This is a genomic window from Paenibacillus sp. J31P13 (genome assembly GCF_056269295.1).
This window is the reverse complement of the sequence record NZ_JBWDNR010000003.1, coordinates 675,032-695,107: the sequence shown is the minus strand read 5'-3', so window position 1 is coordinate 695,107 and position 20,076 is coordinate 675,032. Positions and strand designations below refer to the sequence as shown.

At 43.1% G+C, this 20,076-nt stretch carries 19 protein-coding genes; 5 read left to right on the top strand and 14 right to left on the bottom strand.

Annotated elements, in window-relative coordinates; all coding sequences use genetic code 11:
* The first annotated feature begins 1 nt into the window (after nucleotide 1).
* Nucleotides 2-1,051, top strand: coding sequence for a cytochrome d ubiquinol oxidase subunit II (locus AC0YOD_RS13885; RefSeq protein ID WP_475799888.1), 1,050 nt, complete (start codon nucleotides 2-4; stop codon nucleotides 1,049-1,051).
* A 14-nt stretch (nucleotides 1,052-1,065) separates the two neighbouring features.
* Here AC0YOD_RS13885 and AC0YOD_RS13880 read toward each other — a convergent pair whose 3' ends face one another.
* Both AC0YOD_RS13880 and AC0YOD_RS13875 read right to left on the bottom strand, forming a co-directional pair.
* On the bottom strand, nucleotides 1,066-3,600 hold the full coding sequence (locus tag AC0YOD_RS13880; protein WP_475799887.1) for a bifunctional diguanylate cyclase/phosphodiesterase: 2,535 nt from the start codon (nucleotides 3,598-3,600) through the stop codon (nucleotides 1,066-1,068).
* Between the two features lie 57 nt (nucleotides 3,601-3,657).
* The gene (locus AC0YOD_RS13875) at nucleotides 3,658-4,974 is read right to left on the bottom strand and encodes a sugar ABC transporter substrate-binding protein (RefSeq protein ID WP_475799996.1); all 1,317 of its coding nucleotides are present in this window, start codon (nucleotides 4,972-4,974) and stop codon (nucleotides 3,658-3,660) included.
* Nucleotides 4,975-5,317: 343 nt separating this feature from the next.
* On the opposite strand from AC0YOD_RS13875, the gene AC0YOD_RS13870 reads away from it, so the two are divergent.
* Entirely contained in the window at nucleotides 5,318-5,830 is a 513-nt protein-coding gene (locus AC0YOD_RS13870; RefSeq protein WP_475799886.1) for a DUF2062 domain-containing protein, read from the top strand.
* 30 nt (nucleotides 5,831-5,860) lie between these two features.
* On the opposite strand, the gene AC0YOD_RS13865 is transcribed toward AC0YOD_RS13870, so the two are convergent.
* The 8 genes from AC0YOD_RS13865 to AC0YOD_RS13830 all read right to left on the bottom strand — a co-directional run bounded on the left by AC0YOD_RS13865 (nucleotide 5,861) and on the right by AC0YOD_RS13830 (nucleotide 12,350).
* On the bottom strand, nucleotides 5,861-6,502 hold the full coding sequence (locus AC0YOD_RS13865; RefSeq protein WP_475799885.1) for an SGNH/GDSL hydrolase family protein: 642 nt from the start codon (nucleotides 6,500-6,502) through the stop codon (nucleotides 5,861-5,863).
* 28 nt (nucleotides 6,503-6,530) lie between these two features.
* Complete coding sequence (locus tag AC0YOD_RS13860; protein WP_475799884.1) at nucleotides 6,531-7,343, bottom strand: undecaprenyl-diphosphate phosphatase; 813 nt, start codon at nucleotides 7,341-7,343, stop codon at nucleotides 6,531-6,533.
* Between the two features lie 109 nt (nucleotides 7,344-7,452).
* Nucleotides 7,453-8,454: an AI-2E family transporter gene (locus tag AC0YOD_RS13855; RefSeq protein WP_475799883.1), complete on the bottom strand. Its 1,002-nt coding sequence runs from the start codon at nucleotides 8,452-8,454 to the stop codon at nucleotides 7,453-7,455.
* 99 nt (nucleotides 8,455-8,553) lie between these two features.
* Nucleotides 8,554-10,428 (bottom strand): LTA synthase family protein, encoded by a 1,875-nt coding sequence (locus AC0YOD_RS13850; protein ID WP_475799882.1) that lies wholly within the window; start codon nucleotides 10,426-10,428, stop codon nucleotides 8,554-8,556.
* A 296-nt stretch (nucleotides 10,429-10,724) separates the two neighbouring features.
* Nucleotides 10,725-11,207: a Nif3-like dinuclear metal center hexameric protein gene (locus AC0YOD_RS13845; protein ID WP_475799881.1), complete on the bottom strand. Its 483-nt coding sequence runs from the start codon at nucleotides 11,205-11,207 to the stop codon at nucleotides 10,725-10,727.
* Nucleotides 11,208-11,381: 174 nt separating this feature from the next.
* Entirely contained in the window at nucleotides 11,382-11,516 is a 135-nt protein-coding gene (locus AC0YOD_RS13840; RefSeq protein WP_475799880.1) for a hypothetical protein, read from the bottom strand.
* A gap of 91 nt (nucleotides 11,517-11,607) precedes the next feature.
* Nucleotides 11,608-11,853 (bottom strand): hypothetical protein, encoded by a 246-nt coding sequence (locus tag AC0YOD_RS13835; RefSeq protein ID WP_475799879.1) that lies wholly within the window; start codon nucleotides 11,851-11,853, stop codon nucleotides 11,608-11,610.
* A gap of 44 nt (nucleotides 11,854-11,897) precedes the next feature.
* Nucleotides 11,898-12,350: a RidA family protein gene (locus tag AC0YOD_RS13830; protein WP_475799878.1), complete on the bottom strand. Its 453-nt coding sequence runs from the start codon at nucleotides 12,348-12,350 to the stop codon at nucleotides 11,898-11,900.
* Between the two features lie 118 nt (nucleotides 12,351-12,468).
* Here AC0YOD_RS13830 and pdxR point away from each other — a divergent pair, with 118 nt between their 5' ends.
* A complete protein-coding gene (pdxR, locus tag AC0YOD_RS13825; RefSeq protein WP_475799877.1) occupies nucleotides 12,469-13,905 on the top strand; it encodes a MocR-like pyridoxine biosynthesis transcription factor PdxR in 1,437 nt (478 codons plus the stop codon).
* A gap of 46 nt (nucleotides 13,906-13,951) precedes the next feature.
* Here pdxR and AC0YOD_RS13820 read toward each other — a convergent pair whose 3' ends face one another.
* Complete coding sequence (locus AC0YOD_RS13820; protein WP_475799876.1) at nucleotides 13,952-14,734, bottom strand: DeoR/GlpR family DNA-binding transcription regulator; 783 nt, start codon at nucleotides 14,732-14,734, stop codon at nucleotides 13,952-13,954.
* A gap of 261 nt (nucleotides 14,735-14,995) precedes the next feature.
* Here AC0YOD_RS13820 and AC0YOD_RS13815 point away from each other — a divergent pair, with 261 nt between their 5' ends.
* On the top strand, nucleotides 14,996-15,760 hold the full coding sequence (locus AC0YOD_RS13815) for an exodeoxyribonuclease III (RefSeq protein ID WP_475799875.1): 765 nt from the start codon (nucleotides 14,996-14,998) through the stop codon (nucleotides 15,758-15,760).
* Nucleotides 15,761-15,789: 29 nt separating this feature from the next.
* The gene (locus AC0YOD_RS13810; RefSeq protein ID WP_475799874.1) at nucleotides 15,790-16,572 is read left to right on the top strand and encodes a hypothetical protein; all 783 of its coding nucleotides are present in this window, start codon (nucleotides 15,790-15,792) and stop codon (nucleotides 16,570-16,572) included.
* A gap of 169 nt (nucleotides 16,573-16,741) precedes the next feature.
* On the opposite strand, the gene murI is transcribed toward AC0YOD_RS13810, so the two are convergent.
* The 3 genes from murI to AC0YOD_RS13795 all read right to left on the bottom strand — a co-directional run bounded on the left by murI (nucleotide 16,742) and on the right by AC0YOD_RS13795 (nucleotide 20,018).
* The gene (gene murI, locus AC0YOD_RS13805; RefSeq protein WP_475799873.1) at nucleotides 16,742-17,512 is read right to left on the bottom strand and encodes a glutamate racemase; all 771 of its coding nucleotides are present in this window, start codon (nucleotides 17,510-17,512) and stop codon (nucleotides 16,742-16,744) included.
* A 119-nt stretch (nucleotides 17,513-17,631) separates the two neighbouring features.
* Nucleotides 17,632-19,524 (bottom strand): hypothetical protein, encoded by a 1,893-nt coding sequence (locus AC0YOD_RS13800; protein ID WP_475799872.1) that lies wholly within the window; start codon nucleotides 19,522-19,524, stop codon nucleotides 17,632-17,634.
* Complete coding sequence (locus AC0YOD_RS13795) at nucleotides 19,521-20,018, bottom strand: RNA polymerase sigma factor (protein ID WP_475799871.1); 498 nt, start codon at nucleotides 20,016-20,018, stop codon at nucleotides 19,521-19,523. Before AC0YOD_RS13795 ends, AC0YOD_RS13800 begins: the two co-directional genes overlap by 4 nt.
* Nucleotides 20,019-20,076: the final 58 nt, after the last annotated feature.

Here is a 20,076-nt window from a genome sequence, read left to right as displayed (position 1 = left end):
CATGGACAACGCAACGATTGCCGTCTCCATTCTGTGGGCGTTTATATTTGCCTATGCCATACTCGGTTCCGTTGATTTTGGAGCAGGCTTTTGGGCGCTTATGTTTGACCGCAACGCGAGTACGAGAGCTTCACAGATTGCCAACCGCTATCTCTCCCCTTCGTGGGAGGTTACCAACGTCTTTCTCGTGCTCATCGCCGTAGCGCTTGTTGGCTTCTTTCCAAAGGCAGCTTTCTGGTATGGAACCGTGTTAATCGTACCGGTCAGTCTTGTCCTGCTTCTTCTAACCGTCCGAAGCAGCTTTATGGTATACAGTTATTCCACAAGCCGTTACAGCCGTATGCTGCGCTGGATATCCGGCTTGACAGGGGTACTCATACCCGGTCTGTTGCTCAGTGTGCTGCCCATATCTCTAGGAGGCTTCGTTGAAGTAACGGGTGATGCTCAGCCTCATTTGTTATTTGGCAAGCTGTTAAGCTCGCCTACCGAATATGCCCATTTGGCCTTCGGTATCACTTCCGAGCTGTTTCTTGCAGCGCTCTTCTTATCTGACTATGCTCATGAGGCAGACGACACATCAACTTACCGCGTCTATCGGAAAGCTGCCAAATGGCTGGGGCCGCTTACTCTCGCAACCGCCGTGCTTGCTACCTATACGATGGCACCCGAAGCAGAATGGATCGTTAGCCGAATCGGGGAGCAATGGCCTTGGTTTCTTGCTTCCATCATTTCCTTCGGCATCGGCTACAGCGCTTTATGGTGGAAGCAAAAGGCTGGTCTGCCTGGACGGCCGCGACTTGCCGTTACCTTTGTAATCGGGCAATACTTTCTCGCCAGTATGGGGTATGGGATCGCTCATCTGCCTTACTTGCTCCACCCTTATTTAACGATAGACCAAGCGGTTACAAATCCCCATACCTTCCATGCCTTGCTTATCTCCTACGGTATCGGAATAGCTGTGCTCGCACCAGGGTTCTACATGTTCTGGCGGCTATTTCTTAAAGATAAGAAGTATATCGGAAAAGAACCGGATGGGGAACCAAAAGCTTGATTACCTTTCTGGAGCTATACTTGTGTTAGTTCGTCTGTTTCCATCTGCTGATTAAGCAGAATCATTCGTTCAAACACATTCGCTGGAAGCGGCTTGCTCATGTAGAAGCCCTGCATCTCATCTGAGCCGCGTTCCAGCAAAAAGTTATACTCATCCTTAGTCTCCACACCCTCAGATACAACCGTCATCCCTAAATTGTGAGCCAGTCTGATAAAAGCTGTAGCAATGGTTTGATTATCCTTATTGGATTCAATGTCATGAATAAAGGATTTATCAATTTTTAGAGTATCCACCTCGAATTTCATGAGAAAAGCTAGACTAGAATAGCCCGTCCCAAAATCATCGACTGAGACATGAATACCTCTTTTCTTAAGATTTCGCAGCGTATCATTAATCGTCGATTCGTTGTCGATCAGCACACTTTCCGTTATTTCTATCTCCAGCCATTGCTCGCTTAGTCCTGTTTCAAGAAGAATGTCATCAATGCATTTCATCAAGCAGCTCTCAAATTGCTTTCCTGATACATTAACAGCTATTCGCATTGGCGGGTAATCCGCGTCCTGCCAAGCCTTATTTTGCGTGCAGGCCTCTCTCAGCGCCCACTCCCCAATAGGGATAATGAGCCCCGTCTCCTCAGCAATAGAGATAAATTTATCCGGCGGTATTTGTCCCAGTGTCTCATGATTCCAGCGAATAAGCGCCTCGCTCCCCACTACCACGCCGCTCCTTGCATCTACACGCGGCTGATAGTGAAGCTCGAACTCTCCATTTTCCAAGGCGCGGTGAAGATCCGTTTCAATTCTCATACGTTCGTTTGTACGGATCATCATATCAGGATGATAGAGCTTAACGTTGTTTTTGCCCTTCCTCTTCGCTTCATACATAGCCATATCTGCACATTTAATCAGCGTTTCTGCATCCGTATCATCATCAGGATAATAAGCAACTCCGATGCTGACAGTAACATGTATCTCCTGTTCAAGAACAGTGAAGGGTTTTCTAAGATCGCCTAGTATTCCCTCTGCAACGCTAAGAGACCGCTCCTTAGTGGAATCCAGCAAAAGAACGATAAACTCGTCGCCCGCTATGCGAGCCACCGTTTCTTTCTCCCGAACACAAGCTTGCAGCCTTTGTCCGACCAGTTGGATTAACAAATCCCCAGCATGATGGCCGAGCGAATCATTTACAATTTTGAACCGATCCATATCAACAAATAAAACAGCAAATTGATGGCCCGCCAGCTCCGCACTTAGCTGTGCTTCTTTCATCCGGTCCACTAGCAGTCTCCGATTTGGGAGATTCGTTAACGTATCATAATAAGCCAAATTAATTTGATCCATCATGCGATTAAAGGCTAGTCCCAAATCACCGATTTCATTATCAGCTTGAAAATCCGTCCGAACCTGAAGATTGCCTCGCTCACCCTCTTGCATCAGCATTCTCAGCTTGCCAAGCGGTTTGCCTACTCCTCGTTGCACAAGAAATCCAACGCAAAATGCAGCACCAAGACAACAGAGCAGAGAAAGCCAGACAGAATGAATAAACATATGACGCATGGGAGCAAGCAGCTCCTCTTTTGGATAATAGCCAATAATAGACCAGCCTGAGACATTTGAATGGTGAAAAGAATAATTTTGCATAACGCCTTGGTCATCTTTAGCGTAGAAATTTCCAGAATGACTGTCCGCCCCGCTAAGCTCACTCGGTAACACAACATTGTATGGCATTTCTATCCTGTCTTCATTTGTTGCATATATGATGCTCCCTTGGCTGCTCACAATATCATATCCGCCGCTTTCGCCCAATTTAAAGCCGGCTAAAGCCTTTTTTAAATTTTTGCTCGGTATTTCAAACAGCAGTACACCTAATACTTTTTGACTCGAATAGGGACTTCTCACCGTTTGAGCAATAGCGAACATTGGCTCCATAGCCCCCATACTGACAAAGCCTTCTTTTCTCGTATCCAAATATACGGTGCCTCCACTAGGGGCAAGCATTTTTTGAAACCAATCGAGTCTTCTAATACCCTCTGCGTTATTATTTCTAATGGTTGGTATAGCGGCTTCCCGCCGCAGCGTTGTTACCACTCTTTCTTGATCGGGGGAGAAAAGGGTAACAGACGCAATCGTTTGATAAGCATTCATATAGGCTCGCAACAAACTGTCTATATCGCTGGATGCTTGACTATAATCTGTTGCAACATCACTCATTGCGAATACGAGCAGCTTGTTCAGAAACTTCTGATCATGCGTCACCATACTTGCCAAATCCTCGTATTGCTGCAGTAAGTTATCTATATGTCTATTCGTTTGTACAATGGTTTGCAAAGAGCTCTGTGCCGACTCTTCTTCCAATATTCGAACCGATTGTTGATAGGAGAATACCGACAGGATCAGGACAATAATAATCACACTGATTAAGAGAGACAAGGTCAGCCGGAAGGAGGTATATTTGATCAGCTTCTTAAAGGACAAGGCCTTTGTATGGGATTTCGACATTAGAATGATAACCAGCATCCTCCTTGCAAACGAAATTACAACTAGCTTCATCATGTGACATGATGTAATAAACGCCAGGCTCCATTTCCTTCTCTTTTACCCATGCACTTATTGGGCCAAAATAATATTGATTTCCCTTACGGCAGCATCTAACCGTTTCTGAATCGCTTCTTCGTTATAAGCATTCGTTCCACTAGCGACAACATTCCATATTTCTCCAAAATGTCTCACCAGTGCTGTTTCGATGGGTCCCCACTGCGGGATGGATGGATATGTCTTCCCATATTTAGTTGCCTCTGCAAATGCCGAATACCCCAGAAGCTCTGTAACCTCCTGCGATTGGATCAAGCTTTTTTTTGCAGGCAGCATACCAAGCCTCTGAGAGTAAGCGAGCTGCGCTTCATCGCTGGATAAGTAGCGGATTAATTCCCATGCCTCTTCTTTATGCTCTGAGGTTTGAAATACAGCTAGATTGCTGCCACCAATAAAAGTAGATCTTTTTTCTGGGCCCATCGGCAATGGAGCAATTCCGATATCCTCCTTTTTGATGACACCACCGAGCCCGCCCTCATCTCTTGTAGATTCAAAGTCCTTCATTAGCCAAGGTCCGGAAATCATTACTGCTGTCTTGCCGTCTGCAAAATCATTTTCGATTGAGGATGAGTTTTTGCTAAGAGAAGCTAAGTCTACTAAGCCCTCTTTCGCTAACCCCGTATAATACATGATGCCTTCTAACGCTTTTTTACTGTTGAAGACAGCAGATTTGTTATCTGGTGCCAGCACATCTCCGCCCGCGCTCCATACCCATGGGAATATATTATGAGCGACGTTCCAGTCGTTGTTGCCGGGAACCCCGAACGCCGTCATCTTCTGTCCGCCAAATCTAATCCCATTCACTTTCGTTAACGCTTCTTTAAAGCTATTCCAGTCTTGAAAAGCGGTATCTGGATCAACGCCAGCCGCTTTAAACACATCCTTGCGGTAATAAAGGACACGCGCATCTACAAACCAAGGAACGGCATAAACCTTTGAATCGCCATCACTCCTTGTCGTTCTCCAGCTCGCAGAGAGATAGGCTCCTTTACCTCCTATTTCACTGATTTTGTCTGAAAGCTCATATAGCCCGCTCATAGCCGCAATCGCAGGCACCCAAGTTGTGCCTAACTGTAAAATATCTGGTCCTTCGCCCCTTGTGATCGCAGTTGTAATCTCCGTCCAAGCAGTGTCCCAGCTTAGTACCTTTATATTCAGTGTCATATTTCTATGCTGATTCATATAAGGCTCTACTGTTTCTATAAAAAACGGCTCGGCTAACGGCGTATTCGCAATTATCCATGCCTCTATCGAAACCTCTTTCTTCTCGTCATTCGGCTCAGCGAGCGCTTTGGAGCGAGGACCAGTCGAAGCTTGGCACCCAGATGCAATCAGCGCAGTGAGAATCGCAAAAGTGAATAGCTTTTTCCATTTACTTATAGGTCATCTCTCCATTTCTCTACTTCGACTGTATTCCAATCCAGCAAAGAAAGCGCTTTTATAAATATAGGCATTAGGACATCTCATTCCGTCTTTAGAAATATGCATTACTTCTAATATTAACCAATTAACTTATTTTAGTGTAATTATATGGTTGATTGGTAGAATGTACAAGCCCACTTGCTTTTTATATGGCATTCCATTCAATTGTTACCAGTCCTAAAATTATTTATTATTTCGAGTGAAATCTGATATGATAAAAACATATCTAACAGGACAAGAGGCTCAGGCAACTATGATAAGCAAATGGTCACGAAAACTAAAGTTTTATTTCTTAAAACTGCTGCGCATACGCAAGTCCGACCATGTCGTCGCCATAGGTTTTACAGCTGGCATCTTTCACTGCTGGTTTCCTACGTTCGGCATCGGTATGCTGCTATCTGTTGGTCTTGCAAAGCTGTTGCGCGGTAATATCGTTGCTGCAGTTATTTCTGGCTCCATCGGTTCATTCCTCTGGCCAGGCTTATTTTTTCTCGATTACAAAACAGGCTTCGTGCTGGAGAAGCTATTTCTCCCTAACCTGTCTCTGCTCCATCCCTGGAATAAGAAAGTACCTGAAGCAGATTACTCAGAGACAGTCGACCATCTCAGCAGCTTTGGAGACATCGGCCTTAATTTCTTGGCAGGCTCCATTGTTAACAGCATCCTGTTTTCTATTGCTGGCTACTTTGCTATCCGTTTCGTTCTGAAGCACTACCGCCTTCCTTTACTGCGAAAATTAAAAACAAAAAGCCGAGCATCCTATTGAGGATTCTCGGCTTTTTTATGAAAGTTATAGTTATTTGTTATTCAATACGGTTGAAATCCATTGCTTAGCGATAAGTTCATGACCGGCTGCGGTTGGATGAACGCCATCCCATATCCAGTAAGCCGCATCCGCACGTTGACAAGCCTCGTCGAATGCCTCTTGAAGGGGTACGAAAATGGCTCCGAATTGTTCTGCAAGCTCCCTGACCGTTTGTCCGTACTGGCTCACCTTCTCGGACCAAGCTTCCCAGTTTCCCGCAGGCACACCTGTATTAAGGATAAATGGTTCACATAACACAAGCTGCACATCTGGCAATACTTCCTTTGTTTCCTCCAAAAGATGACGATAAGCACGCTCGAATCGATCTGTAACGCCGGTAGGCTCATTATTCATGATTCTCCATGCATCATTCACACCGATTAGAATACTGATCATATTTGGATTCAAACTGAATGCATCCTCGTTCCATCGAGCATATAGATCAGATACCCGATTGCCGCTAATACCTCGGTTGATGAATAAAGGCTGTTCTTCCGCCCATTCCAATCCTAGCTTTGCTGCAACAAGATAAGCATAGCTATGCCCTAGAATATGATTAGGATCATCATTTCTAGCTCTTGCCCCGTCTGTAATGGAATCCCCTTGAAATAAAATGACCCGTTTGCTTGTCATAATGAATCCTCCAATAAATGAAAGTTGATTACAGGAAAATAAGCAATAATATGCCGGCTGCAAAGCAATAATAAGCAAAGTAAATGAGATTGCCTTTAGCCATTATATTCATAAACCACTTCATTGCAAAGTAAGTAACGATTAACGTCGTCAGGAAAGCAATAAAATAAGGAATAGCCAGTGTGGAGCGATTAGGATCAGAGAACATATCGGATACTCCGAGAACTAAGCCGCCCAAGCTTACAGGTATGTATAGCATAAAAGAAAAACGGAGTGCAGTCTCTTGTTTCATACCGACAGCAATGGAGGTAATAACAGTGGAACCTGAACGGCTAATACCTGGTATGAGCGCAATAGCCTGCGCCAATCCAACTATTAAGGCATCCTTGATGGTTAAGTCTCCATCCCGTTTGCGCCCGCGCAGATTACGAATCAACCATAAGGCAACACCCGTAACTAATAGTGAAACGCCTACCGTACGAACGGAAGAGAAGTAAGCCTCAATCTGATCTTTAAAGAGCAGGCCAATAATGACGGCAGGTATCGTTCCAACTACAACATATAAGGCGAAATTGAAATCCGGCTTATAGGCTTTGTCTCTGCTTTGAATGAATCGAAGACTATTAACAATTAGACGTATAATATCAGCGCGAAAAATGAAACAAATAGCAATCAACGACGCCGTGTTTGTTAATATTTCAAATGTCAGTCCTTTAGCCTCTATGCCTAGCAATTTTTGAGCAATGATGAGATGACCGCTTGATGAGACTGGTATTGGCTCCGTTGCCCCTTGTACAATTCCAAGCACGAAATATTTGAGCCAAAGTATTACGTTATCCATATCTACTCCTCTCCTGAATCCTATTCTATAAGTATCATAGCGTATTTAGGAGAGGGAGCAAAGTGTGGTTCTTCCTAATTAGAAGGGAATAGGTCTGCTAGTGTATAGGCTATTCTGACTGTTTGACGTCTAGCACATCCAGTAAGAACATGAAAATCGGGATTCCGATAATTAATCCCCAAATGCCCATGAAATGCTGTGAGAAAATGAGAATAAAGAAGGTGTAGAACATCGGGAGTTTCGTTTTATGAGCATACAGTCTTGGATTAAGGAAATAGGTTTCTAAGGAATGGATGACCAGAATCATAGCGACTGCCCATAGAACTAAAGAAAGACCGCCTACCTGGTAACCGATAATGCCGATTGGGATGAAGGAAATGATCACTCCCGCTACAGGAATTAAGCTAAGCAGGAAGACTAAGCTAGTGATAGCGACTAGATATGGGAAGCCCAAAATCCAAAGTCCAATCATCGTCAAAATCGTATTGAATACAGCTATCATAAGCTGAACCTCTATGACTTTACCGAAGGAAGATGTAAATTTACCAGCGAAGTAATGAAACTCTTTATATATCCAACCAATTTTGCTTGTACGGAAATTCTCTGTAAATTTAACGATTTTGGAACGTTGCAGAAGATAGAAGAAGCTGAGCAAAATAACAAATAAAATGATCTCCAGCCACTTTCCAAGCTTCATAATATAATCGACTGCGCTGCCCAGATACTTCTGGTAATCGACCTTCTCTAACGCATCGACTAGCCTTGCAACCACTTCATCGTTTTGGGATGAACTCAAAAACCGACTAATATTATTAATCATATCGATTATCTGATTCACTATTTTAGGCAAGTAATTAACCATACCAAAGACCAATGTGGTCACGAGCAATAAGTAGAGAAGCACGGTGACGAGTATAGGTGAGATTGGAAACAAGCGATTAATCTTTTTGGTGACAAACCCTTCGAGCCGTCCCATTACAAAAGTGACCAAGAACAAAAGAAGCAATAAATTAAGCATGTCGCGCAGGCTGTAAAGCAGCACTACAACCAGTAGTAAAAATATAATTCTTCTTACAACGGAATGGGCAAAAAACGTCTTTAACGCTTCCATGAACTTCCCTCACTCTTTTTGATAATATCCGATTTAATACGGTAAAAACGCTATTTCGTTTCACAATGTTGAGGGATCTTGATGCTTTGCTCTTATATTCTATGGTGCTCGCTTAGGCAGTAGACGAACATAGTCATCAGAGAGCTTCATCAGCTCCAAAATATGCTCATAGTCATCACGATACTGACTAAAGTCCGCTACCGTCTCCTTCGTTCTTATATCAATAGCTGTTCCGTCTTCGAAGCCTTTGCCGGGTATGAACATAATGTCATTGTTGAAAAAAGAACCCGTTGGCAGATAGTAGCGCATGCCTACCACATTTCGATCGGTATTAAGTAAATCTTGACCGAAAGCTGTAAAGCCCTTTTCTTTCAGTGAAATCCCAAGCAGATTGGAGACAGTTGGCATGATATCGACCTGTCCGCCGACCCCTTCCACCACCTTGCCGCTTTCACCGGGAACATGAACAATCAGGGGGATATTGAATCTACTAATGCGATCATCATAGTTAATTCCCAGCTGCTCGCTAACCCAAGTTGAATCATTGTCTTTGGCTTGCAGACCGAAGTGATCGCCATAAACGACGAGCATTGTGTTTTCCCACATGCCATTATCTTTAAGTCCGTCAATCAATTTCCCAAGTGCATAATCGGTATAATTAACCGCGGTTAAATAATCGCCTAACTGGGTATCCTGAAGCGAATCCGGCAACGTTATTCGCACCTTTTCCTTCGGTATTTTGAACGGATGATGACTGGAGGTGGTGACAAACTGCGCATAAAACGGTTTATTTTGCTCCTGCAGCGACTGAAGCTTATCAAGCCCCACTCGGTACATTTCCTCATCTGATGCGCCAAAAGAGTTGAAATGATCATTCTTGAAGCTTGGTTTATCATAATATTTATCGAATCCCAGCGCAGGATACATTCGGTTGCGATCCCAGAACGTCACATCATTAATATGGAACGTATTCGAAACATAATTATCATCCTGCAGCAGCCTAGGTAAGCTTGGTACCGTCCGATCTCCATAGCCCGTCGACATTGCGATTACACCAGCCGGATATATCGACGTGTTTGACATAAACTCAGCATCTGACGTATTTCCTTGCCCAATCTGCTGGAAGAAATGCGGGAAGTAGAAGCTGTCACCTACAAGTTCATTAAGAACAGGCGTAATGGCTTGTCCTTCCACGGACAGATGGATCGGGAAGTTTTGAAAGGCTTCGAGCTGTACAACGATCACATTTTTCCCTTTAGCGGAGCCAAAGTAAAGCGGCGCCTCTCCCCCTGTTGCATCCGTATCCCGATAAGGATAAAAAGCTTGCAGACTCGCTGCCATTGCAGAAGTTTCTGCAAGATTGCCATTTTTGACCAACTGATTCTCTTCGCTGGCTTTCAGCGCTGCTGCTACCTGATAATCGAGAAAGCCAAGGCTTTCAGCCTGTACAAGCTCATTTGAAATGGATTTGCCCATTCCAATGTAAGTTCCCGATGTTATCAAGCACAGAACCGTAACGATTAGAACGTATAATGGCCTTGCCAGCCTCTTATATCCTGGATTTCGAACTCCTCTTATCAGATTAACCATATATATCAATATAAATAGCATGATATCAATAAATAAGAGATAATTCAGTGGTTGTATCGTCGCCCCAACACTGCTTCTAATTTGCATAACCTGATCAAGACCATGAAGGGCCGTATAGGTAGGTACTGTACCATAATAGCTAAAATATAAAGTAGATGCGAATAACAGCAAGGAAAGGATGCCATTTAGCCAGCCAAAGACTGTCCACTTCCACTTTGCAGAGGTTAGAAGCTCCGCTATGCCAAGCAACGTCAAAACAGCTGCAGCATCTGCCAAAAGCTTATCGGGCTGAATGCCTGAGAAGACGAATTGGCGGAAAAGAATCATTTTTAACATGATGATTATAAATGCAAGCACAAAAGGTGACCTGCGGGATCTGTCCATAGATAAAAGTCTCAATTTCAATCTCTCCTTTAACCTTAACACAGCCTTCATTCAAAAGGAAAAAGCCGCCATCTTCTGACGACTTCATCTTATTATTTATGAAGTTAATATTAAAGCAAATGAAGCCATTAATGAATAGGGAAATACAAGAAGTGCAAAATTCATTGCCACCTTGCAGGACATTAGCTTTCATCGCCATGCTATAGCTTGAGGCAGAAGCCGATCTTGGAGGGTAGGCTTATGACCGGTTCTTTTGCATCAACCTTTCCTTCCTTTGTGACACGAATAGAGTCAGTTTACGCCCGCCTCCAGATGTTCTCATCCAATGCATGACTAACCCTGCTCACCAGCTCCTCGAAGGTGATAGGTACATCAAATTGTCCGATGCCAATAACTTCACTATTGTCCCGGTACTCTGTCTGTTGAACAATCTTGGTGATGCCGAGCTCTTTCAATAGTGAGTTGCAAGTCCCAAACGGGGCAAAATCGAGCGGCAGATGAACATAAAAATGAGAAATGCCATACGCTCGGAGCAATCTAATGCACTCTTCTTTCATACCGTAAATAAAATCCCAAGCATCATGATGAGTGATAATTAGATCTACATTTTCTTTTGCCGACTTATGAATAACTTCCGGAGTGAGATTAGTTGCATACCCCATGTGTGTAAAATCCTTCTCAAGCGGATTATTGAAGCCATATTCATCATTCTCCATAAATTGCTCAAGTAAGATGCCGAAGCTGCTGGCAAGGAACACTTTAAATTCATTGAGGTGCATCATTATATCCCCCTCTGGCATGTTTTCTAGTTTTTTAAACGATATTACCATAATTTAGATGACATTATGCAGATTATTTCAAAAAACAGGCTTAACCAAAAAGGTAAGGATATTATCAAATTAAACTAACCATCCTATGCACTCTACATACCATCTACCTTCTTCTACTCTGCCTTACACCCCATAAATTCTGCTAATCAGCTTCTCATTCGCCTCATTCGTTTCGGTTACTACATTCGCTTCATTCGCTTCGGTTGCTACATTCACCTCATTCGCCACTCCTGGCTTTATTGGGTCGGATTGTCCCATTCAACACTAACTTGCCTCTATTTCACCGCTTTCACCACCAAATTAGCTCTATTCCGCCGCATTCACTGCTAACTTGTCCCATTTCAGCCCTTCACAAAAAAATAGAGCTAGATTCTAGCTCTATTCCACAGTAACCAGTCAATTTCAACCCAATAGAGCTAAAAATTAGCTCTATTCCACCGCATTCACCGCTAACTTGTCCCATTTCAGCCATTAACAAAAAAATAGAGCTAGATTCTAGCTCTATTCCACAGTAACCAGTCAAAATCGACCCAATAGAGCTAAAAACTAGCTCTAATCCGCCGTATTCACCGATAATCTGTCCCATTTCAGCCATTTTAAAAAAATAGAACTGGATACTGGTTTCAACTGCTCCCCTCCCTACTCCATTTCAAATATTGAATCTACCACCAAAGGGAGATTGTCTCGAAGAGAGCTAGCCCCCATTACCGATCTGGCATGTACGCCTCTTTCTCCAAATACGTCATTCATGAAATCGGAGAATCCATTAAGCACCTTATGATGTTCTTCAAAAGCTGGATGGGCATTGATTAAGCCTTGAACTTTCACAACTCGCTTCACTTTGTCTAAATCCCCTACAGCTTGTTTAAGTACAGCAAGCACTTCAATTGCAGCCGCTCGCGCGAATTGATATCCCTCTTCTACAGAGAACTCAGCGCCAAGCTTCCCCCTTGGCTTGCCAGACGGCCCTTTCCCAGAAACGAATAATAAGCCGTTCACCTCTACAACATTCGCATAATTAGCCGCAGGCTCGCTTCCAACAGGAAGCACAACCCCTAATTGCTTTAACCGAGCTTCAATAGAACTGTTCATAGTCTGTCATATCCCCCTAACCAATTGATGGAAACTTATGACTCAGTTTATAATGAAATTGACCTTATAATAAGGTTCAGAATTTAAATATATTTAGAGGTCAGATAGGAGATGCCTCATGTTCGATATTACCCTCTTAGAAAATGATGATGGTCCCTTATATAGGCAGCTTTACCTTCATATTCGTAGACTTATTACTAATAACGAGCTCCAAGATGGCACTCCCCTGCCGTCCATTCGTTCCTTGATGCAGCAGTCTCATCTCAGCAAAACAACGATAGAGACCGCCTATCATATGCTATTAGAAGAAGGTTATGCGCTTAGCAAACCGCGATCAGGGCTATACGTCATTAATCCGCAACCCACTTATGTTCAAACTACCAGCATTCAAAGCGAACCCTATACCTATCAAAGTACTAACGGCGGTAGCTCCAATACTCACATCGTTCCGAACAATCCCAATAATAAGCTGATCGATTTCCATCTGCTCGCCATAGACGAAAACTCCTTTCCCGTTCAAGCATGGCGATCCGCCCTGAACGAAACTCTAAGTATGCCGGGTGCCCTCCTGCAGCAATACGGAGATCCAAAAGGAGAATACAACTTACGTCAGCAGCTCGCCCATTATTTGAAAAATGCCAGAGGTGTAGCCTGCTCATCTGAACAGATTATTATAGGAACAGGTATATCCTATAGTATTCAAATTTTGAAGGGTTTACTGGATACATCTCGAAAGGTTGCTTTTGAAGAGTCTGGTATTGCGCAGGTTAAAGAGAAATTTACACAGCATGGCTTTAAGCTTATTCCTTACCCACTTCAGGAGGATTGCTTCCCAGCATCTAGGCTGGTCGACGAGCGTATTCACACTCTCTATGTCACACCGTCCCATCGCTCAAGCGGCCATCCGTTGTCTTATTCCTTAAGACAGCAAATGCTCCATTGGGCTTATCAGAATAATGCTTATATTATTGAAGACGATTATGACGGGGAATTTCGATATCAGGGTAAAACCATCCCTTCTCTACAAGGCTTGGATGAGCGAGGTGCAGTAATCTATATCGGTACTTTCTCCAAAACATTCTCTCCCGCTCTGCGTATGAACTATATGGTCCTCCCCCTTCAATTAATAGAAAAACTGAACGGCATGGAGCATATCCTCTCCAGTCCTTCCCGAATTGATCAATTATCGATGAGTTTATTCATGGTGCGTGGTCATTGGTATCGGCATATTAGACGCATGCGGAATCTATATCGAAAAAAGCATGAAGCATTAACAGGGCTCATTCATAATTATTTTGCCGATCAAGTTCAAATAGAAGGTGATAACGCGGGACTTCATATTGAGCTAACGGTGAAAACAACATATAGCGCAGAGGAGTTAATTCAATTAGCAGCTGCCAATGGGGTTCAAATATATAGTCCACAAAATAAGGAACCTCATCCTAGAAACAGAGATAAGCATCCTAAGATTTATTTAGGCTTCGGCGGTATCACCGTTAAGGACATGGAGCGAGGTATTCAATTGATCAAAGAAGCGTGGTCGCGCATTCTATAGCAGCAGCCCCGAGGTTGAAAGAACGCTCTGGACTGCATGCAATCAATTATTCTATTTCTTCTGATTCCGTCTCTGCAACAATGACCTTAACCCCAAGTGCTTGAATTTTTTCAATGGCTTCAGGATCCGCATCCTTGTCAGTAATGAGCAGATCCAAGTTCTCGATAGGTACCGCCTTTGCAAAAGCATCATTTCCAAGAGAGTGATAGGTTGCAAGCCCAATCCGACGACGGGATACAGCAGAGACTGCTCGACTAAACGCAGCAACCTCCGGAGTAGCCATACTGATGCCGTTCTCTGAAATGCCGCCGCCAGTAGAGAAGCAAACATCAATTTTAAAGTGACGAATAAATTCAATGGCAAGCACATCCGTAATATTGCCAGATTGCTTCACTCGCCCTCCAATTAAATACGTATCAATCCAGTTTCGATCACGTAACACATCAGCTACACGCATACAGTTCGTAATGATGGTTAACGGCATGTTCGGAGGCAAATGCTTCAGCAGTACATAAGAAATAGATCCGCTGCCAATAAAGACGGTCTCATTCTCCCTAATATAAGTGACAGCAAGCTTTGCCATTGCATTCCCTTGCGGCGAACCTTCTCCATAACGCAATTCCGGGGGCTGAGGGGATTGCCGAGCAGTTGCAGCAGGAATCGCTCCTCCATGCGTTTTCTTGAGCAGTCCTTGCTCCTCCATTAGAGACAAGTCGCGCCGAATCGAATCAATAGAGATTTGAAACCTTACCGCCAAATCTTTAGCTAATATTCTCTTGTCTTGTTCCAACAAAGAAAGAATCTTCTCCCGACGTTCTTCTGCAAACATACTTGAGCCCTCCTGAGACATGCCGCTTCACTCCTGTTTATGCATTTTTATTCACGTTTAAAAAATATAATATCCTTTTTTATGCATTTTTGCAATTGTTTTTATTTTTCCTTCTCAACAATAACAAAAAAACAATGTTAGACTGACATGCTAGATTCCGAAATGGTTTCTTTTTCATATCTATCAAATGAACCGGCTTGTACAAATAAATATGTTACACTAAGTAATAAACGATAAAGTGCTATAAGGAGATTGATCATAATGAAGCTGGTATCTTGGAATGTAAATGGTCTGAGAGCATGTGTGACAAAGGGCTTTAATGATTACTTAAAAGAAACCGAAGCAGATATATTTTGCATACAAGAAACAAAGCTCCAAGAGGGCCAAATTAGCTTAGAACTAGGCGCAGACTACTCTCAATATTGGAATTACGCGCTTAAGAAGGGGTATTCCGGAACGGCTATTTTCACCAAGGTTCAGCCACTTTCCGTGCGCTATGGCTTGGAGGAGGATTCTGAATCAGAGGGGCGCATTATTACACTTGAGTTTGAGTCTTTCTACTTAATCAATGTATATACGCCAAATGCTAGACGTGACTTATCAAGGCTGGATCTTAGACTGGAGTGGGAAGATAGATTCCGCAGCTATGTTCAGCAATTGGACAGTCAAAAGCCCGTAATTATTTGCGGGGATTTGAATGTTGCTCACCAAGAAATCGATCTCAAAAATCCAAAGCCCAATCGTGGAAACTCAGGCTTCACTTTAGAAGAGCGCGGCAAAATGACGGAGCTGCTAAGCAGCGGATTCATTGATACCTTTCGGTATTTCTACCCTGATCGGGCTGACGTCTATTCCTGGTGGTCGTACATGCCTAAAGTAAGAGAGCGGAATGTTGGGTGGAGAATTGATTACTTTCTAGCTTCGGAAAGAATAGCTCCCTCCTTAATTGACGCTCAAATCGATACTCAAATTCTAGGCAGTGATCATTGTCCAATCCTTTTGCAATTGGATGAATCGAAAATTTAAATAGGAAGAGTAGGAGTTGGTTAGTGGATATGAAGAACGTATCTTTACTATTTTTAGCCATACTATGTTTGCTTACAGGCTGTGGTCTATCTACAAATAAAGATACCCTGCCAAGCGAAAAACCATATGAAAATCTCACACCAACTCCACTCACAACCTCTGACACCAAGACAAATCCTGCCGTGCAAACAAATTCCCCTCAAATTCAACGATTTGCTCTGAGTTATACCAATGTTGAGCTGGTAAAACCGCTTAGTGAGGCTGCTTCCGCAGATAAACAAGTGATCCTCACCAGCAAAATGATTCAAAAAAACACAATTGAACTCTACCGGAACAACAAGGATTCAGATAACGTTTATGCTTCGATTCTAATTGACTCCAAACGATACGATATTGGACAAATGGGCTATTCTTCTATGCAGCAAGCAACCGATTTTACCATCGATGAAGCAGACGCTTTATCCAAATCATGGATAAAAATCACAGGCTTATGTGGCGCCAATTGCCCTATCGCGGGCTATCTAGACAGCAGCGTATCGCCTCCTGTTCTATTGCGTATAGATGCTCATACTGTTGAAGCTGATTTCGATAATGATGGTATTAAGGAAATTGTAGCCACAGCGGGCACTGCCCCGCAAACCTCCATCTACAAACAGCAGGGGGAGCATGTGGTGACTGTTCAATTAAATGAACTCATGAATGCTCAAGTAGTCCTTTATGACTCTGAAACAAACACATTCCAAGCAGATGTTACAACAGGAGAATTATCTACTTGGAAATACTCGGATGGTCAGATGCAGTTAATCCCTTAAATATATTTGAGAGCTACTTAACCTCAACGACTCCCCCGTAATTTCCCACCAACGTAAGTGATTTATTGCGCATTATGCTTAGTATCCGGCTTTTCACGTTGCTTTCTCCACGGACAAATAAAAAAACCACTCTTCTCCTTTATGAAGTAGAGTGGTTTGCTGATATATTTTATTTACCTTGCAGAAGAGCGAGTGCGGTATGCATTTTGTCGATATAGACAGGATCATTACCAGTACACATAAACCGAACCTTCCCGCTTCCCCCGCCTTCCGTTATTCCGTAACGATTCAGCAAGGCTGCTAATCTTCTCACTGTTCCCGCGTTTCCATCTACAATCTCAATGTGCGGTGGAAGCAGCTCCCGAAGAATATCCTTATAAAAAGGATAATGTGTGCAGCCAAGCACGATAATGCCATAATCATCTAAGTTATAGGAGGAAAGTTTCCAATGAAAGTATTCTCTCATTACTTCTTTATCAAATTCTAAAGCTTCACAATATTGAACAAGCTCGGGCAGCGGCAGCGAGTCCACAATGCCCATTTTGTCCACACTGGAAACAAGCGCATAATATTTAGGAAGCGACAGGGTTAATGGCGTAGCAAATACCAGCACTCTTTTACCCGTTGCAAGATTCATTTCTACTGCTGGCTTGACTGCTGGCTCCATACCGACGATAGGAAGCGAATAGCGCTCTCTAAGATCTGATATCGCTATGCTGGTCGCCGTATTGCATGCAACAACCAACGCATCTATGCCTTCCTTCATCATCGTCTCCACGATGTCCATTACAAAAGCTCTCACGTCTTCCTTCGATTTCGTGCCATAAGGAACATGAAGCGTGTCCGCCATATAAAGAAAGTCCTTGTCAGGCAGCCTGCGAAGCGCTTCAGCTAGCACGGTAAGCCCACCGATTCCTGAGTCAAATAAACCAATCTGCATATTTCACCGATTCCTTACGATTATTGGGGTGCAATGATAACCTCTCTTCTATATTAACTGTTTTTGTCCTCAGTATCACGTATCATCTTAAAATATTATTAATCTTTAATGTGCGGGGCCTATTGCTTCTTAGATTTTGGATCAAATGTAAAAAATACATCTCTATCGTCCATTTCCACATAATAGGTTAAGAGCTCATTAGACCAGAAGCGAGTGTTTACGGATAACGGCTCTTCACCCGTTATTTCGTTGGAAAGTGTATACGTTTTGTTCTCTTCCATGCTGTACACGAGCGTATTTTCGATGCCATCGGACACAGCCTCAATCGCAATGTATTTTCCTGATGCATCGATAATCATTAGAGAAGAACTGTCCGTATCATCCAACACCGTTAACTGCATAAACTGCTTACTTTCTATATCATACTTAATCAACACAAGTTCATTCCCATTATTGAATTTCCTATTTAGCGTCATAAACACCGTATGCGCCGATGGTTGATAAACGAGATTATAAATGTCGCCATTTACGCCATTAGGAGCTTTTGGAATATCCTTCAATGCGAATATCGTCTGATCCCTCTCATCATCAGCTGTTAAAACAACGTTCTCACCCGCAATCGTTAACGTCTCGCTGCTCAATTCGTCCATGGCATCAATAAGGTAGCCCTCATCACCCTTAGATAACCAATACCTTTGCGTGATGATCTGATAATAAGGATCAGCATAGGACAGATAGGTTTCAGCATCGATGTACTCTTTCCCTGCTTCCTGCCCGCTTCCAACTATGCTATAACCAACCTGACGGGGACTCGTACCCTTCAGATAGCCAGGATCATAGCTAAAGAAGCTGTGGGCGTAATCCTCATCCCGGTAGATTAGCGCCTGAATAGAGCCTGCTACTATCTCTTCTGGGGTGGCATACTGCTGGGATATGCTTAACCGCATCAGCTCTTTCCATACCACATTCGTATGAAATACTTTGTATATGAACAACTGACTGCTATCACTGCTCCAGACTGGCTCTTCAAAGGTATAGCGCGGCTGCTGCTTGCCTTCAATCATTTTCCCTGTTTCTCTGTCCCATGCATCAGAGAGCATATTATGCGTAGCTTTCTTTTTGGTCTTAAAGTCTGAATCTGCAATCCATACATCTTGGAGCGCAGGCTCCCCTTCTGTTTTGATATAAGCGATATAAGCTCCGTCATTTGAGACGGATGGATACTGACCATTATCAAGTACTTTTTCAGTCTCATCACTCAAGTTTCTCAAAATAATGCTGCTGTTTTTTTCATATACAATTGCATTTTGACCGACCATATAGGAAGGATAGGCACCTTCCGCTATTTCTTTGACAGTTCCTTTTCCTATGTTTATTTCAGCAATCATCCCTTCGATTCTAGCAGTCTCATCCGTCTGATCAGAGCCTAGTTCTACGGATTCTTTAATATTTACATATAAAATTCGTTTGCCATCATGTGACCATGCAGGGGTCGCCAATATGTCCTGAGCAGTTGCACCTTTTAACAGAAGCCGACTCGATTTGCTCTTCAAATCATATAGATACAATCCACCCTCTTCCACATATACCAATTGCTCTCCGTTTGGAGATACCCGAACAAAGTTAATATCGCCTTCTACCAATTGATAGAAGCTACTCTCGTCATACGCGTACAAGCCCTTCTTCTGTGGAATGTAGATGGTTCCTTTGTATTCCGCCATGCCCGCACTGTTCTCTTTCCCAAGCTGCTGAAATAACGAAAAGGAGGGGAGAAAATGCAAAGATGCCGCTTCAACTTTTGGTGATTCTTTATCATATAGCCACACCGTACTGAACACCGTAAGAACACAAACGACAAGAAAAGCGGCGCTCACTTTACTCCAGCGCCAACGTCGGCGCTGCTTGGCACGCTTTGACAAGAAGGAGCTGCGCAGCTCCGCTTTCAGTGTCTCGTTAATTGGAAGCTCTGTCTTTAACTCCTGCATATATCTCTCCATTTGTTCATCATTCATATTTGGCCCTCCATGCAATTATTTATGAACAAACCCATTCTTTGTTTAATACGATGAACCTTCGTTTTCAGCCAAGTATCTGGCTTACCGACTATTTCGCTCATTTCAGAATATTTCATTCCAGCTATATATTTCAGATTGATCATCTCGCTCTCCTCGGCAGAAAGCGCCAATAGCGATTGCTTTAAGCAATCATTAGATATTTCTGTTGTGTCTAACAGCTCTCCGACGCCTATATACCCAAACACCTCCGGGTCATGTCCATACGCCCATTCCTTTTTACTGCGGTAATGATCGATAACGGTATTACGGGCAATCGTCAGGAGCCACGGTTTGCCATTTTCCAAACGCATTTTATCAAAGTTCTGAAAAGCTTTACGGAATATTTCACTAACCAAATCATCCGTATCCCAGCGATTGCCTGTTTTGTACAAAACATAACGGTAAATATCATCGAAATAATCATCATACATTTTTATAAAACGTTCATTCACGAGACCGTCCTCCCTTTCATGAATAACAACGTCAACGATTCCAAAAAGTATCAATCAT

Bases quoted from the DNA above. Each gene is read 5' to 3' on its own strand.
- AC0YOD_RS13845 (WP_475799881.1), bottom strand. From the start codon at position 11,207: ATGCACCTCAATGAATTTAAAGTGTTCCTTGCCAGCAGCTTCGGCATC.
- AC0YOD_RS13840 (WP_475799880.1), bottom strand. From the start codon at position 11,516: ATGGGACAATCCGACCCAATAAAGCCAGGAGTGGCGAATGAGGTGAAT.
- AC0YOD_RS13855 (WP_475799883.1), bottom strand. From the start codon at position 8,454: ATGGAAGCGTTAAAGACGTTTTTTGCCCATTCCGTTGTAAGAAGAATT.
- AC0YOD_RS13800 (WP_475799872.1), bottom strand. From the start codon at position 19,524: ATGAATGATGAACAAATGGAGAGATATATGCAGGAGTTAAAGACAGAG.
- AC0YOD_RS13850 (WP_475799882.1), bottom strand. From the start codon at position 10,428: ATGGACAGATCCCGCAGGTCACCTTTTGTGCTTGCATTTATAATCATC.
- AC0YOD_RS13820 (WP_475799876.1), bottom strand. From the start codon at position 14,734: ATGTTTGCAGAAGAACGTCGGGAGAAGATTCTTTCTTTGTTGGAACAA.
- pdxR (WP_475799877.1), top strand. From the start codon at position 12,469: ATGTTCGATATTACCCTCTTAGAAAATGATGATGGTCCCTTATATAGG.
- AC0YOD_RS13815 (WP_475799875.1), top strand. From the start codon at position 14,996: ATGAAGCTGGTATCTTGGAATGTAAATGGTCTGAGAGCATGTGTGACA.
- AC0YOD_RS13830 (WP_475799878.1), bottom strand. From the start codon at position 12,350: ATGAACAGTTCTATTGAAGCTCGGTTAAAGCAATTAGGGGTTGTGCTT.
- AC0YOD_RS13860 (WP_475799884.1), bottom strand. From the start codon at position 7,343: ATGGATAACGTAATACTTTGGCTCAAATATTTCGTGCTTGGAATTGTA.
- AC0YOD_RS13810 (WP_475799874.1), top strand. From the start codon at position 15,790: ATGAAGAACGTATCTTTACTATTTTTAGCCATACTATGTTTGCTTACA.
- AC0YOD_RS13880 (WP_475799887.1), bottom strand. From the start codon at position 3,600: ATGAAGCTAGTTGTAATTTCGTTTGCAAGGAGGATGCTGGTTATCATT.
- AC0YOD_RS13885 (WP_475799888.1), top strand. From the start codon at position 2: ATGGACAACGCAACGATTGCCGTCTCCATTCTGTGGGCGTTTATATTT.
- AC0YOD_RS13870 (WP_475799886.1), top strand. From the start codon at position 5,318: ATGATAAGCAAATGGTCACGAAAACTAAAGTTTTATTTCTTAAAACTG.
- AC0YOD_RS13835 (WP_475799879.1), bottom strand. From the start codon at position 11,853: ATGGCTGAAATGGGACAGATTATCGGTGAATACGGCGGATTAGAGCTA.
- AC0YOD_RS13865 (WP_475799885.1), bottom strand. From the start codon at position 6,502: ATGACAAGCAAACGGGTCATTTTATTTCAAGGGGATTCCATTACAGAC.
- murI (WP_475799873.1), bottom strand. From the start codon at position 17,512: ATGCAGATTGGTTTATTTGACTCAGGAATCGGTGGGCTTACCGTGCTA.